Origin of the sequence: Bradyrhizobium altum (assembly GCF_020889705.1) — a bacterium.
Classification (GTDB): domain Bacteria; phylum Pseudomonadota; class Alphaproteobacteria; order Rhizobiales; family Xanthobacteraceae; genus Bradyrhizobium; species Bradyrhizobium altum.
Genome location: NZ_JACMYP010000009.1, coordinates 64,002 through 78,699, shown reverse-complemented (window position 1 = coordinate 78,699; position 14,698 = coordinate 64,002). Strand labels below are relative to the sequence as shown.

Below are 14,698 nucleotides of genomic sequence, written 5' to 3'. Positions count from 1 at the left end.
CCGGGTCGGCTCCTCGCTGCTCGCGAACGGCGTCTGGTCGAACGGCATCATGGCGCAGGCGGCGCTGTGCGGGGCGACGTTCACACCGCGGCCGCCGCGCGAGAATTTGTTCAATGCGCTCGGCTGCTACTACCGCTGCCGCGACGGCCGCTGGCTGCTGCTCGCGATCGTCAACGAGCAGCGCGACTTTCCGACCGTGGCGAAATGCCTGGGCCTCGACGACCTGCTCACTGATCCGCGCTTTGCCAAACAGGCCGATCGCTTCGCCCGTTCCGCGGAACTGATCGCTCTGTTCGACGCGGCATTCGCGACACGGGACCGGGACGAATGGCGGGCGTGCCTCGATGAAGCCGGCATCGTCTTCGAATGCGTTGCCGAGATGAGCGACCTGTGCGCCGACCGGCAAATGCTGTCAGCCGGCGTGCTGGTGCCGTTCGAGAACGACGAGATGCTGACCATCGACAGCCCGTTCTTTGTCGACGGTGCGACCAAGGTGAAGCCGCGCAAGGCACCCGCGGTCGGCGAGCACAGCACGCAGATCTTGCGCGAGGCCGGCTACGATGATGCGGCCATCGCCGGGATGCGCGAAAGCAAGATCCTGGCATGATGCGCTGACCACCTGCCGCCTTCGTCGCGCGCACGAGAAAAGGCCGCGCCCTCGGGTGAGGAGCGCGGCCAGTCTCGAGGCGCCCGAACCGGGGGGCACCACAGCGGCGATGCGGCGCAGCTGAGGTTCGGAGGACGCCCCCGAGCAGAAACGATCAGCGCCCGACGCGTCCCTTACTCCTTGACCAGCCATCGCGCTTACTGTCGATCGCCAATCTATGCGTGGAGTTCGACCACGAGGAGGTTCGACGAGGCCGGTCCGGAGGTGACTTATGGACAGCGCGACGTAACGAACGGCCAGACGGAGCGTTGTCCTACCCGCACAGTCTTCACATCGGCGAAGAGACCCGGAAGTCGGAGGGGCTCTTTCCGGTCCAGCGGATGAAGGCATGCCGGAAGTTGGCGGCGTCGCTATAGCCCAGCCGGTTCGCGATCTCCTCGTTGGTCATCGCGGTCTTGCGCAGATATTCGATCGCAAGCCGCGTCCGCACCTCGGCGAGCAGCTCACGATATGATGTATCTTCCGCTTCGAGCCTCCGCCGCAGCGCGCGAGGATGCATCGAGAGCCTCTCGGCGATCGCCTCGATGTTCGGATACCTGCCGGGCTGCTCGATCAGCACCCGCCTGACATCGGCGGCGATCCCGCCCGCATGATTGACCTCGGACAACACCTGCTCGCACATCTCGCGCGCCATTCCGTGGGTGCGAGAATCCGCCAACGCTACCGGCCCGTCGGCCTGCGACAGCTGGTACCTGTACTCGTTGCCGCGCTGGCGAAACAAGACCGGGCAGTCAAAGATCACCTGGTAGGCGCGCGCATGCGCCGGTTCGCCATAGGCGAGGGAAATCTGCGAGAAGCGGAATGACTCGCCCGCCAGGTCCTTCATCGTTGTCAAATGCGACGAAAGGGCGAACTCGGCCGCAAAGCGATGCACGTCCTGCGTCGGATTCGGCCAATGCAACGGCTCGAATGCACAGACGACCGCCGCGCCGTCATACGAGTATTTCGCGTCGCACAGCGGGCCAACGACCCGAAGGTATCGATTGGCGAATGCGCGCGCATCGTCATAGGTCGCGCTGCTCAGCAAAGCATATCCGTACATTCCGTGCGCCGTCACCCGCATGCGCTGTCCGGCATGGAGTGCAACGGTCGGTTCGTTCGACAGCCGCAATGCATTGCGAACCACGATGTCGATCTGCCGGTACGAGATACGCGTCGTGTGAGCTTCGAGCTGATCCTCGGTCAAGCCGGTGCCCGCCAGTGCCACTGACGATCGAACCTGTTGCCTGCCGAGCTCGGCGATGATGGCAGCAATCAACTGCGCCGAATACACATGCTGGTCGAAATCCGGCGGCAATTGACATTCCGGCACGGCGTCTCGCAGACGCCTTCCAGCGCTCATGGTCGTATTCCTCCCTAGGCTTGGAGTCTTGCTTAAATCGAAATCATTCGCAATGCCGGCGGCAGCTGGCCGGCTACCCCTATCCCCAGCAACGGGCAGCGCGCAGCGGGTCGTATCCAGCGATGCCGAATTCGGTCGCGAGGTATTTCGTCGGCGCCGCCGTGCCTCTGGTCAGCACTCCACAACATTCACCGCGAGCCCGCCCAGCGACGTCTCCTTGTATTTGGACTTCATGTCTTCGCCGGTCTGCAGCATCGTCTTGATGACGGCATCAAGCGAGACATAGTGCTTGCCGTCGCCACGCAGTGCCATTCGGGCGGCGTTGATGGCCTTGACGGCCCCCATCGCATTGCGCTCGATGCAAGGAATCTGCACGAGGCCCCCAACCGGATCGCAAGTGAGACCGAGATTGTGCTCCATCCCGATCTCGGCGGCGTTCTCGACCTGGGCCGGCGCACCGCCGAGCACGGCCGTCAGGCCGCCTGCGGCCATCGAGCAAGCGACGCCGACCTCGCCCTGACAGCCAACTTCCGCGCCGGAGATCGAGGCATTCGCCTTGTAGAGCATGCCGATCGCAGCCGCGGTGAGCAGGAAGGTAACGACGCCGTCATCGGCCGCGCCCGGACAGAACTTGACGTAGTAATGCAGCACCGCCGGGATCACGCCGGCGGCGCCGTTGGTCGGCGCCGTCACGATCCGTCCGCGCGCTGCATTCTCCTCGTTCACCGCCATCGCGAAGGCGTTGACCCAATCCATCGCCGCCAGCGGGTCGACGCTCTCGGTGTCGCTGTTGCGGGCCGACAGTTCGCGATAGAGAGCCGGCGCGCGACGCCGAATGTTCAGCGGCCCAGGCAGCGGTTCAGCCGTGCTAGCATTGTCGATCCCGAAGCCGCGGTCGACGCATTGCTTCATCGTCTCCCAGATCTTCAGGAGGCCGGAACGGACGTCAGCGTCGGTGCGATGCACGCACTCATTGGCGAGCACCATGTCGGCGATCGAGCGGCCGCTCGACTGCGCGCGTGCGACCAGCTCGGCGCCGGTTCCGAACGGATACGGCCAAACCGGAAGCTCGACGCCTGCGCCGCCAGCCACGTCGCCCAAGCCACGTTCGATCACGAATCCGCCACCGATCGAGAAGTAATAGCGCTCCGCCAGCAGACTGCCGTCGGCCGTGAACGCCACAAGACGAATTCCGTTGGGGTGTTCCGGCAGCGCGCTGTCGGGCTGGAAGATGATATCGCGCCCGCGCCGGAACGGGACCGGGTGAACATTGAGCAGCCGCAACTCGCCGGAGCGCCGGATATCCGCAAGCTGCGGCGCCACCTGGGCCGGATCGACCGTATCGGGCCTTTCGCCGAGCAGGCCGAGGATCACGCCGAGATCGGTCGCATGCCCGCGCCCGGTCGCACCCAGCGAGCCATAGAGGTCGGCGCGGACCTGCGCCGTCCTCGAAAGAAGGCCATCGCGCTCGAGCGCGCGGACGAATTGTCCGGCCGCGCGCATCGGCCCCACCGTATGCGAACTCGAGGGGCCGATGCCGATCTTGAATATGTCGAAGACCGAAAGCATCAGGCAGCAGGCAGTTGTTGCTTTACCAGCTCGACCCAATAAGCGGCGCCGAGCGGCAGGATGGCGTCATTGAAATCGTAGTATGGATTGTGCAACGGCGGATCATTGGCGGTCTCGCCCGCACCGATGCAGATGTAAGCGCCCGGGCGCTCTTGCAGCATGAAGGCGAAATCCTCCGATCCCATCGCCGGCTTGATGTCGGTTTGCACCTGTTCGACGCCGACGAGGTTTGCGGCTGCCGACGCGGCGGCATCGGTTTCCGCTGGCGTGTTGATCACCCCCGGATAACCTCGCATGTAGCTCAGATCGATCTTTGCGCCATGGGTTTGCGCCACGCCGGCGCAGACCTGCTTCATGGCGGCCTCGACCTGATCCTGTATCTCGGCGTCCAGCGTTCTCACCGTGCCACGTAGTGTAACGGTTTCGGGCACCACGTTCCAGGTGTCGCCGCCGTGGATCTGGGTAACGCTCACGACAGCGGCGTCCATTGCGCCGATGCGGCGGCTCACGATGCCTTGCAGAGCGGAGACGAGATCGGCCGACACCAGGATCGGGTCGATGCCCTTCTCCGGCGTCGCGGCATGACAACCGCTCCCGGTCACCACGATCTCGAAGGTATCGAGGAAGGCCGTCGCAATGCCGGTCCGGATCGCGAATTTTCCGCGCGGGATATTCGGAATGTTGTGCATCCCGTAGACCGCGTCGGCCGGAAACATCTTGAATAACCCTTCCTCGACCATCTTCTTGCCGCCGCCTTCGTTCTCCTCGGCGGGCTGGAAAACGAAATGGACGGTACCGCGGAACGGCCGGTGACGGGCGAGCTGCACGGCAGCCCCAAGCAGCATTGTGGTATGGCCATCATGGCCACAGCCGTGCATCTTGCCGGCGCGGGTTGACTTGTGGACGCGGTCCCCGAGTTCCTGGAGATCAAGCGCGTCCATGTCGGCGCGCAGCGCGATCGTCGGGCCTTCGCCATTCTTCAGCGTTCCGACCACGCCGGTTCCGCCGAGGCCGCGATGGACCGGGATCTGCATCTCCATCAGCGCATCGGCCACGAGCTGGGCGGTGCGGTGCTCCTGGAACGCGATTTCCGGGTTGGCATGGATATCATGACGCCAATCCAGCATCCGGGCACAGATATCGTCGGCGATTCCAAACTTCTTTGACATGCGTTGGTCCACCTGTCGTTGGTTAGCGATGGAAGAATTCGGCGATCAATGTCGCACCGAGGAATGTGCCCGAAGCGGCCGTCAGCGAGACCACCACGATACGCCAGCTCAGCTTCCTGAAGATCGGAAGATCCTTGGCGACCGAGAAGCCGGCGAGCGTCAGCACGGGGGTCGTGAAGGCCAGGAAGTTGAGCTTGTCGACCGAGCCGATCATCGCGTTGGAGAACGGCAGCAGGCCGGGAATACCGAGCACGGTGGTGACCACGACCAGGATCAGGATGTGCGGCACTTTCGACAGCAGACGGGCAAGGACGTCGACCAGCAGCACGACCGCGAGCACGACCAGCAGACTTGCGCCCGATTCCAGCAGCGGAACCTTGTAAGTGAGCGAATTGCCGATCAGGACGCCGCCCGCGACGGTGATCCAGGCGAGCAGCGAGTCGGAGAAGCCGAACGTGCCGTGCTTGGTCTCGCCGGCGCTGGCGATCGAGGGCCCGAGGTTTCCCGACGGGAAGTTCGAGAACCGGCCGAGCACGGGCTCCAGCCTGTCATACAGCCAGGAGCACACCGGCAGCGAGAAGAACAAAGCGAAATAGAAGCCGAGAACGGCGGTCATCAGGTTCGCCGCCGAGGCGATCGCAATCAGCTCCTTCGCCATCTCGGGCGGACTGTGGCCGTTGATGGTGCCGATCGCGGCCGCCATCATGCTGCCCGAACCGACGCCGGCGCCCATCGCGAGCGACCGCGGATCGAAGATGTGCAAACTGGCGACGAAGCCGGCCAATAGCGCGATGAACAGCGCGCCGAGCACGGTGCCGGTGATGTACTCGGCCAGCACGCCGCGCCCTTCGGCGGAGTTCATGCCGTATTTCTCGCCGATGATCACCATGTTGCCTTCACGGCCGATCGAGAAGGTCGCGCCGACCGCTTCGCGCTTGACCCCGAGCAGGAGCGCAATCGGCAGGCCGAGGACGAGCGTGCCGAAGGTGTGGCCGAGCTCCTGGAAGATCAACGCCCAGCCGGCCTTCTGCACCTCCGGCAGCGCGCCGCCGACAGTGAAAGCCATCTTGATCACGAACAGCAGCAGGCCCGCGTTGAGCAGTTGTCCCGCATAGGTCTGCAGGCCGGGCCCGATCCGCGCGGCGGCCGGAAGATAACACGCTGAGAGGCCCCATGCGGCCGCGATCAGCAGCGCCCACACCATCGGTTGAAGCAGCACCTTGCCCGGTCCGATCTGGAACTGGACGATCCCGATCGTCTCGGCGACGGCAACGATGATCAGAACGGCAACGAACAGCGTGAGCTTGCCGGTGCTTGCGGGATTGACCGCCTGGGCGGCGAGGTCTGTGGAAGGCGAAGAGGTCGACGTCATGATGCTGGACACCTCCAGAAGATGATTGCGAGGCAATGCGGTGAACGGTGAACCAACTTGCCCGCGCAGCATCGGGGAGAAAGCATCTTGCATCAATGATCGTGTCGTCCAGTTTTTGTTGCATTTTTTGCAACACTGGCGGGACGAAGATCCAGCCCGGGAAAGCCGGCATGGCCGCGACCGTTGCCGTCATGGATGCAAACGGTGCGAGGACGGCGAAGCCGTTCCTCGGCCAGTCCCCCGTGCTAGTCGATCGCTCCGGACGAGCCGCCCGGTTCGAGCTTCTGCACATCCGCCACGCTGACGCCAAGCACCACGATGTCGTGCGTCTTGCCCTGAAGGTCTTTCACCTGGTCGCGCAACAGAGCCTCGGCGCGGAAGCCGAGTGCTTCGAAAATCGCGATCGCGCGGGTCTGGTCGGACGTCATCTGTACGGTCAGGCGTTCCAGGCCCATCGACAGCGCGAGGTCAAACGCCTCATTGGAAAGAGCCCGTCCGATGCCGGTGCCGCGCACATGCGAGGCGATCACGGTCCTGATCTCGCCGACATGGGCCGACCACGACATGGGGTCCCGCACGATCGTGCCGCACCCCACAACGATGTCGTCCTTGACCACCAGCAGGCTGACGATCGAACCGCGCTCGATCTCCTTGATCCATGCCGAGAGTACCTTCGGCTCGCGGATATTCCGCGGCAGGAACAGCATGTCGTGCACGGCAAGCGCGTTGGCAAACTCCAGGACGGCGGCCTCGTCGGCAGGCCCCATCAACCGAAACTCGACGTCCCCGCTCTCGAAGTTGACGCGACGCGGATAGGATCGCATCCTGGTGTTCCTCATGCAGATCGCTCACTCAATCCGAAATCCAGACTTCGCCGCAACCACCTTGCGGGGATGGCAGCGCTTTTCCCGCCTGTCCTGCACGCAGGAGCCAGATGAGGCAAGCCGGGTGTACCAATGTCCTAATATAACTCCTGAACGGCCCGTTTGCACCTTTCCGTCTCGATATGAGCACATAAGCCTGGCGACAATGACCATGAGCGCTTCCAACGACAACCTCGAACGACCGCTGCACGAAATGCTGCGGAGGCATGCCCGTGAGCGGCCGGAGAAACCGGCCTGCATCTGGTATGGCCGTGCCATCACGTTCCTCGAGCTCGACCGCGCGAGTGATGCATTCGCGGCGCGCCTGCAACAGCTCGGCGTCGCCAAAGGCGATCCGGTCGCACTGTTCATGAACAATTGTCCGCAATACCTAATGGCGCAATTCGGCATCCAGAAGATCGGCGCCATTGCCTCGCCCTGCGGGGCGCTGAACAAGGAGCACGAGCTCGCCTACCAGCTCGACGATCTCGGCGCGCGCGTGATCGTCGCGGCCGAACCACTATTGCCGATCGTAGCTCAGGTCCGCGACAAGACGAAGCTCGAGCATGTCTTCGTGGTCCGCTACCCGGACCTGCTGCCCGAGCGGCCACCGATCGGCGTTCCGGATGAACTGCTCGCACCCGGCTCCGAGCCGGCCGGTACGGCCGGCGAAATTGAAGACTTCCTCTCCGTCGCTGCAAGCGGCGCGTCGCCCCGCGATGTCGCGATCGACATGAACGATACGGCGCTGATGATCTACACGTCGGGCAGCACGGGCCGGCCCAAGGGAGCGATGCTGTCCTATCGCAACGTCATCTTCAAGACGGCCGCGACCGTGAACTGCAACGGGATCGGCGCCGATGACGTCCTGCTCTCGATCGCGCCGCTCTATCACATCGCCGGCATGGTGATGGGCGTGAATGCACCGATCTACGCCGGCGCGACGTCCGTGCTGCTGTACCGGTTCGATCCGCTCGTGACGGCACAGGCGATCGACCGCTATCAGGTAAGCTGGTGGTATAGCGTGGCGCCGATGAACGTCGCGATCACGCAGCTCCCGAACATTTCCGACTTCGAACTGAGGAGCCTCCGTGTCAATCCCGTGACCAGTTTCGGTATCGACTGGACCGAAGCGCTTGCCAGGCAGTGGCAGGCCGTCGCGTCGAACTGCGAGAGCTTCGAAGCGGCGTATGGGCTGACCGAGACCCACACGGTCGACACCTTCATGCCGCGCAACGCAATACGCTGGGGCACCCATGGCAGGCCGGTGCCCGGCAACGAGATCCGGATCGTCGATCCCGACTCCGGCACAGACCAACCAGCCGGCGTCCCGGGCGAAATCGTGATCCGCGGCCCGGGCGTATTCAAGGGCTACCGCAATCGTCCCGATGCGACCGCGGAGGCGCTGCGCAATGGCTGGCTGCACACCGGCGACATGGGCCGCCTCGATGCCGAGGGCTATCTGACCTTCATGGGACGCTTCAAGGAGATGATCAAGGTCTCCGGCTACAGCGTCTTCCCGGAAGAGGTCGAATCGATTCTGAACAAGCACCCCGACGTGGCGGCGTCAGCCGTGATCGGCGCGCCCGACGCAACCAAGGGCGAGGTGGTCAAGGCCTTCATCGTCCTGGTCCCGCGTGCCGAACTGGACACCGCCCAGCTCGTGGCATGGGCGCGCCAGAACATGGCGCCTTACAAGGTACCGCGCGATGTCAGCTTCGTTACCGAGTTGCCGCGCTCACCGGCCGGCAAGCTGTTGCGGCGGTTGCTCAAGGACTGACGCTGCAGCGAACTTGCCCCGACCGGCCGACGGCGTCAGCCAAAAATCCCGATCGGCCATGTCCCAAAATCACTCCCAATTTGGTCCGACAGCACCTTTTCGGGAATCGATGTCCATTGGACATGTCCTTTTTGGATCCCCGGCGATTCATCGATAAAGAGCATATTGCAGCCTGCGACATGTTCAGTCACGACAACGAATGCTCGAGCATCAAGTACCAGCGCCGCATGAAACGGATGATCGAAGCGCTCACAGGAGAACTGACGCTACAAGGCATTATCGGTCAGGGGACCACCACGGATCTGCGGGTGGACATCGTCAGCCTGGCCGAAACCGCACTCATGGCGTGCGACTTCGATAAGGTCGCAGACTGATGCGGCCACCTGAGCAGAATCAAAACCTTCGTTCGCGAATGAACTAGCTGGCCGCCAACAAACCGACACTCAGACCGAGCTCTGGCGTGGGGTGGCGGAGAGAGTGTCAGTCAATCCCCGTGGAAAGATAAGGCATATTTGAGCATCCTGGGCCAAAACCTACCAATTGTGGGTGCAAGGTCGCGTGTCACTCCGGCCGGCCGCCACCCAACAGCCCGGAATCCCACCCTGCAGCGGTTGCGCCAGCGTGATAGGTGGATTCGAGGAAGCTCAGCAGGTCTCGTTCGGGATCACTGGACTGGCGAAGGTCATCGTAGTCGAGAAGGAACTCGCCCATGCCGACGTCCCAGCGGGCGGCGGCCGGAGCGACCTTGGCGTTCTCGATGCCTTTCGGTTGCGGGTACGTGAAGGAGTAGAACGCGGGCCTTGGATAGGAGGCATCGCCCGACCACCACCCCATCTCGATCAACTCCGCATTCATCGCATTGCGCCTGATGAAGCCGATATCTTGCGCGGGTGTGACCGGCTTGCCGTTGTAGAACACCACGCGAATGTCCAACGTCCCCCACATCAGGCCGATGGGTTGCGTCTTGCCTGTGAACCGGCCCTGAAAGATCTGGAGAACGCGTTGCGTGCTGAGGAGGATGCGCCACCACGCGTTGACCAGGTCGCGATCGTAGGGGCGCGGTTCCTTGTCCTCATTGAAGGGGATCGGACGGGGTCGCTCCTGCGGCAGGAGGCTGATTGAAGCGTCAATGCCGGCGCCACGTAGCTGACCGAGCAGAGCCTCGACGAGCGCGGCAACGGATGTTGGCCCCAGCGGCAATTGTCCCGATGCGCCCGAACTCGTAAGCCACTGCAGCTCGTGCGAGATGAAGTCCGCGCGGACCTCGTAAGCGCCACCGGCATAACGGATCGGGCCGGTGGTCAGCCCTCTGGCGCTGAGCCACAACGGCACTTCGGCCCACTGCGCCTGAAACGGTTCGGCCAGCTTGAGCTTGCCAACGGCCTGCAACGCTATGTGGAGGAGATATCGCGTGGGCTCGAAGGCCGGGCTGGAAAGCGCCGGCCAGAAATCGGAAGTGCGGCTGCCAGCAGTCATGGCGTGTCCTCACACATGGTTGGACGGCCTGGCAGCTGGCTCGATTCAGCGAAACCTACGCTGCCATGCAGCCTGCTCCAATGCACCGTTTCCAGTTAACGGTTCGCATCAAGGTTATCGCTTATAACCTTGTCGATCACCCCTTCGTTGTGCTGGATGAACTCGTCTCGCGACATCCCGGAGGCCTGCCACAAGGCTTGTAGGCCAGCGTCCCTGTGAAGCCATTCGTTTCGGGTCTGATGGTCGATCTTGTGCCGGCGTGCGTCCTGTGATCCGTGGGAGGCCTTGTCATGATCCTTGGACATTGTGGTTCCTCCTTGTCGCTATCAATGACGTTCAACGTTGCGCTCTACCGGATTGTTCGAACCAACAGGAGTTTCCGATCCGCCAGGGCATCGAAAGTCCTGATGGCAAAGAATGCGCCAACTTGGGCACAGAAACAATGTCAATGGCTTGGAAGCGAGACGCCTGGCGACAACGGACATTTTGTCCGTGCCATTGAGGACAGGCTGTCCATCGGCGATGCCTCACCTGCCCCGCGCACGCTTTTGTGAGGCACGCGCTCGGCATCTCCATTGCGAATGAATCTGTCCCGAGCCTAATCGGCCTCGTCGAGAGGCGGTCGGCTCGCATGAAAGCCGTGCGCGTCCGCGAACCGAAGCGCCTCGACGATCATCGTCTTCATGGCCTCGGGTCCGTCATCGTGAGTGATCTCATACTCGAGGAGGAAAGAGGCAAACGCATCCTCGTCGATCTTTTCGAGCGCGTCAGCGAGTTCATTCATCGTCATATGGCACCTCCTGGACCTCGATCCCACTCGGATACGCTCATTCAGTATATGCTGATGGCAACCTTCATATGAAGGTCGAGGCGTTGCGCGTTCGAAGGGGATCTCGCGGTAACTTGCCTGGATCAGATGTTCCGCCTACTTCAGCACATTGTCGCGCGCCTCGATCGGCGCGGGAAGATCCCGCTCTCCGAGCAGGAATAGAATCTCGCGTTCGATCATCCGCCGCATAGCATCCAGCGGGAGAGCGTTCGGCTCCAGTCCGAACGGATCCTCGAGTTGATGGCCGAGCGCGTCGAGGCCGAAGAAGGTGTATGCGACCAGCAAGACTGGCAGCAGCGTCCACCAGTCCAGCGATCCGGCAAGCGCGAACGGCAGCGTCACGCAGAAGATCAGGGCGGTCCGGTGCAGCAGCAGGGAATAGGCGAACGGCACGGGTGTGGATGCGATGCGTTCGCATCCGCCCTGCACGTCGGAGAGCGCGCTCAGCTGCCCCTCGAGGACGGAATAGTGGATCGGCTCAATCCGGTCCCGCTTCATCAATGTCAGGCACTGCGTTCCGATCTGGTCGAGCACGGTATTGGTCGGGTTGGGCCCGCCTGACGCGGCATCGATGTCGCGCCAATGTCCGATCGCCGCCAGTTCGTCCTCACCGCGCAAGCGCGCCGCCAGCCCGGCACAGAAGCCGCACAGGCCGCGGAGCAGCACGCGCCGCTCGTCATCATCGAGGGTGGAGGTCTGACGCGCGAACGAGCGACAGGCGATGATCAGCTTGCCCCAGAGCTCCCGGCCTTCCCACCAGCGCTCATAACAGGCACTGTTCCGGAAGCTCATGAAGACGGATAGCGCGATGCCGATCAGCGTGAAGGGAACGGCGCTGATCCGCGCAAAAATGCCCGGATGCTCCATTGCGGCGAGCACTGCGAGAACGCTGATCAAGGCAATTGCGACCAGATGCGGCGCGATCCGCGGCAGGATCGAGCCGTTGACCGCAAACACGATGTCCCTGAAGCCGGGCTTGGAGCGCACAATCATGTCGACCTCCGCGGCACGCTGGAGCCCTCTTCGAGATTGCAGCTCGAGCCTGACGCCGCGCGCGTATCGTCACCGGCGATGCCGAGCACATCGGTCGCCACGATCAAGTTTGGACATCGTCGGAAGCGACCTTCCGACATGGACGATTGGTGGTTCACGCAGTCTCCCCGATTCAACGGGGCGTACTGAAGCAACCTCCGCGCCAATTTCGGAATGAAGTCTGCTCAGTCACTTAGAGCGCGATGCGCTTTCGACGTCGGACATTTTGTCCGCGCAAAGGGACAAAATGTCCATAGAAATCAATATGATAGCATGATCTACTTCCGGCATCGCGGATGACTGGGGAGTGCTTGCAATGACCGACCACAAGCCTCGTTACAAGGCCTATCATCATCCTGCGGGCGGCTGGGGCGCAGCCGGCGCAACCGCCAAGGTGCTGCTCGAGCAGAGCGTCGTCACCAAAGGATCTCGCGCATTGCTGGCGATGAACCAGCCCGGCGGCTTCAAATGTCCGAGCTGCGCTTTCCCCGATCCTGACTGCAAGAAGACGCTGGAGTTCTGCGAGAACGGCGCCAAGGCGCTGGCGTTCGAGGCGACCAAACGCAGGGTCACGCGGGAGTTCTTTGCAAGCCACACCGTGTCCGAACTGATGGAGAAGTCGGACTACTGGCTCGAGATGCAAGGCCGCCTGACCGAACCAATGCGCTACGACGCGGCTTCCGATCGCTATGTGCCATGCGAGTGGGACGAAGCCTTCACGATGATCGGAGATCACTTGCGTGCGCTCAAGAGCCCACACCACGCGGAATTCTACACCTCGGGACGCACGCCCAACGAAGCGGCGTTCCTGTATTCGATCTTCGTCCGCGCGTTCGGCACCAATAACTTCCCCGACTGCTCGAACATGTGCCACGAGCCGACCAGCCGCGGCTTGCCGCCCTCGATCGGCGTCGGCAAGGGCACCGTGGTGATGGAAGACTTCGAGCACGCCGAAGCCATCTTCGTGATCGGGCAGAACACCGGCACCAACTCGCCGCGCATGATGACCAACCTGGTCGAGGCGCGAAAGCGTGGCGTGCCGATCGTGGCCGTCAATCCGATGCCGGAGCGCGCACTGATCCGCTTCACCGAGCCGCAGGATGTCATTCAGATGGCGACCTTCGGATCGACCCCGATCGCCAGCGAGTTCGTTCACATCAAGATCGGCGGCGATCTCGCCTTGTTCAAGGGCGTGATGAAGGTGATGTTCGAGCGCGAAGCGCAGGGCGAGACGGTCCTCGATCACGACTTCATCCGCGAGCACACTGTCGGGTTCGATCTGATCCGAGAGGATGTTCTGGCCCAGTCGTGGCCCGACATTGTCGAGACTTCCGGCATCGAGGAGGCACAGATCCGCCGCTGCGCCGAGATCTACATGCGCTCGCGGGCGACAATGATCTGCTACGGGATGGGACTGACCCAGCACCAGGAAGGATCGCGGCTGCTTCAGCAAGTCGTGAATCTGCTGCTGATCAAGGGCAATTTCGGCAAGCCCGGCGCCGGCATCGCGCCGATCCGCGGCCATTCGAACGTCCAGGGCGACCGCACCGTCGGCATCGACGAGAAGCCGACCGACGACTATCTCGACCGCGTGCGCGACGTGTTCGGCTTCGAGCCGCCGCGCGGACACGGCCACCACACCGTCGAGACGGTGGAGGCGATGCAGAACGGCACGGCCAAGGTCTTCATCGGCATGGGCGGCAACTTCGTCCGTGCGGTCCCCGATACCGAGCGATCATACGCGGCAATGAGGAAGCTCGCCCTGACGGTCGGCATCAACACCAAGCTCAATCGCGGACATCTCGTCCACGGGCGTGATGCGCTGATCCTGCCGGTGGTCGCGCGGTCCGAGGCCATCTACACCCTGGCCGGCGAGCAGTTCGTGACGATCGAGGACTCGATGTCCACCGTCACGGCTTCGCGCGGCGTGCTGGCGCCGGCAAGCCCCGATCTGCTCCCGGAGGTCGAGATCGTCTGCCGGATGGCACGCGCGACGATTCCCGACAGCAAGATTCCGTGGGAGAGCTATATCGAAGACTACAGTCTGATCCGCGACAAGATCGCGGAGGTCTATCCCGAGATCTACAGCGACTTCTCGGAGCGAATCAAACGCCCGCAGGGCTTCCACCTCGGCGTGCCGCCGCGCCGGCTGGTCTGGCCGACCCCCAACGGCAAGGCCAATTTCCTGCTGATGCCCGGCCTCGAGGTCAATGCTCCGGTTTCCGATCCGGCGATGTTGCGATTGGCGACAGTCCGTTCGCACGACCAGTTCAACACCACGATCTACAGCTATAACGACCGCTATCGCGGCGTTTACAACGACCGCATGGTGCTGTTCATGAACGCCGATGACCGGGCGGCGAGAGGGCTCGCTTCGGGCGCGCGCATCGCGCTCGAGACGATCAGCGATGACGGCGTGCGGCGTCGGGTCGAGGGTCTCACGGTGCTGGACTATCCGATGCCGCGCGGTGCGGTCGCGGGATACTACCCGGAGCTGAACCCGCTGCTGCCGCTGGAATATTACGACAAGATCAGCGGCACGCCGGCCGCCAAGTCGATTCCGGTTCGTGTCGTCGCCTAACGGGCGACGCCACAGGTT

13 protein-coding genes are annotated in these 14,698 nt (G+C 63.0%); 4 read left to right on the top strand and 9 right to left on the bottom strand.

Annotated features, from left to right (window positions below; all coding sequences use genetic code 11):
* Positions 1 to 607, top strand: a 607-nt coding sequence (locus H8B02_RS05020; RefSeq protein WP_229165147.1) for a CoA transferase, incomplete at its 5' end; no start/stop codon positions are given.
* A 328-nt stretch (positions 608 to 935) separates the two neighbouring features.
* Here the strand turns inward: H8B02_RS05020 and H8B02_RS05015 are convergent.
* From H8B02_RS05015 to H8B02_RS04995, 5 genes are all read right to left on the bottom strand, one after another.
* On the bottom strand, positions 936 to 2,009 hold the full coding sequence (locus H8B02_RS05015) for an AraC family transcriptional regulator (protein WP_212316675.1): 1,074 nt from the start codon (positions 2,007 to 2,009) through the stop codon (positions 936 to 938).
* 171 nt (positions 2,010 to 2,180) lie between these two features.
* Positions 2,181 to 3,581 carry an L-serine ammonia-lyase gene (locus tag H8B02_RS05010; RefSeq protein WP_283842141.1) on the bottom strand — a complete coding sequence of 467 codons (1,401 nt, stop codon included), beginning with the start codon at positions 3,579 to 3,581 and terminating at the stop codon, positions 2,181 to 2,183.
* Entirely contained in the window at positions 3,578 to 4,747 is a 1,170-nt protein-coding gene (locus H8B02_RS05005) for a M20 aminoacylase family protein (protein WP_229165145.1), read from the bottom strand. Before H8B02_RS05005 ends, H8B02_RS05010 begins: the two co-directional genes overlap by 4 nt.
* 22 nt (positions 4,748 to 4,769) lie before the next feature.
* Positions 4,770 to 6,119 carry a DUF3100 domain-containing protein gene (locus tag H8B02_RS05000; protein ID WP_229165144.1) on the bottom strand — a complete coding sequence of 450 codons (1,350 nt, stop codon included), beginning with the start codon at positions 6,117 to 6,119 and terminating at the stop codon, positions 4,770 to 4,772.
* A 245-nt stretch (positions 6,120 to 6,364) separates the two neighbouring features.
* Entirely contained in the window at positions 6,365 to 6,943 is a 579-nt protein-coding gene (locus H8B02_RS04995) for a GNAT family N-acetyltransferase (RefSeq protein WP_229165143.1), read from the bottom strand.
* 211 nt (positions 6,944 to 7,154) lie between these two features.
* Between H8B02_RS04995 and H8B02_RS04990 the strand changes: the two genes are divergently transcribed.
* Positions 7,155 to 8,762: an AMP-binding protein gene (locus H8B02_RS04990; protein ID WP_229165142.1), complete on the top strand. Its 1,608-nt coding sequence runs from the start codon at positions 7,155 to 7,157 to the stop codon at positions 8,760 to 8,762.
* A gap of 116 nt (positions 8,763 to 8,878) precedes the next feature.
* Positions 8,879 to 9,136 (top strand): hypothetical protein, encoded by a 258-nt coding sequence (locus H8B02_RS04985; RefSeq protein WP_229165141.1) that lies wholly within the window; start codon positions 8,879 to 8,881, stop codon positions 9,134 to 9,136.
* Positions 9,137 to 9,323: 187 nt separating this feature from the next.
* Here the strand turns inward: H8B02_RS04985 and H8B02_RS04980 are convergent, their stop codons facing one another.
* The 4 genes from H8B02_RS04980 to H8B02_RS04965 all read right to left on the bottom strand — a co-directional run bounded on the left by H8B02_RS04980 (position 9,324) and on the right by H8B02_RS04965 (position 12,060).
* A complete protein-coding gene (locus tag H8B02_RS04980) occupies positions 9,324 to 10,238 on the bottom strand; it encodes a DUF5996 family protein (protein WP_229165140.1) in 915 nt (304 codons plus the stop codon).
* Between the two features lie 95 nt (positions 10,239 to 10,333).
* A complete protein-coding gene (locus tag H8B02_RS04975; RefSeq protein WP_212316660.1) occupies positions 10,334 to 10,543 on the bottom strand; it encodes a hypothetical protein in 210 nt (69 codons plus the stop codon).
* A gap of 293 nt (positions 10,544 to 10,836) precedes the next feature.
* Entirely contained in the window at positions 10,837 to 11,028 is a 192-nt protein-coding gene (locus H8B02_RS04970) for a hypothetical protein (protein ID WP_229165139.1), read from the bottom strand.
* 135 nt (positions 11,029 to 11,163) lie between these two features.
* Positions 11,164 to 12,060 carry a bestrophin family protein gene (locus H8B02_RS04965; protein ID WP_229165138.1) on the bottom strand — a complete coding sequence of 299 codons (897 nt, stop codon included), beginning with the start codon at positions 12,058 to 12,060 and terminating at the stop codon, positions 11,164 to 11,166.
* A 355-nt stretch (positions 12,061 to 12,415) separates the two neighbouring features.
* Between H8B02_RS04965 and H8B02_RS04960 the strand changes: the two genes are divergently transcribed.
* Positions 12,416 to 14,680 carry an FdhF/YdeP family oxidoreductase gene (locus H8B02_RS04960; protein ID WP_229165137.1) on the top strand — a complete coding sequence of 755 codons (2,265 nt, stop codon included), beginning with the start codon at positions 12,416 to 12,418 and terminating at the stop codon, positions 14,678 to 14,680.
* The last annotated feature ends 18 nt before the right edge of the window (positions 14,681 to 14,698 follow it).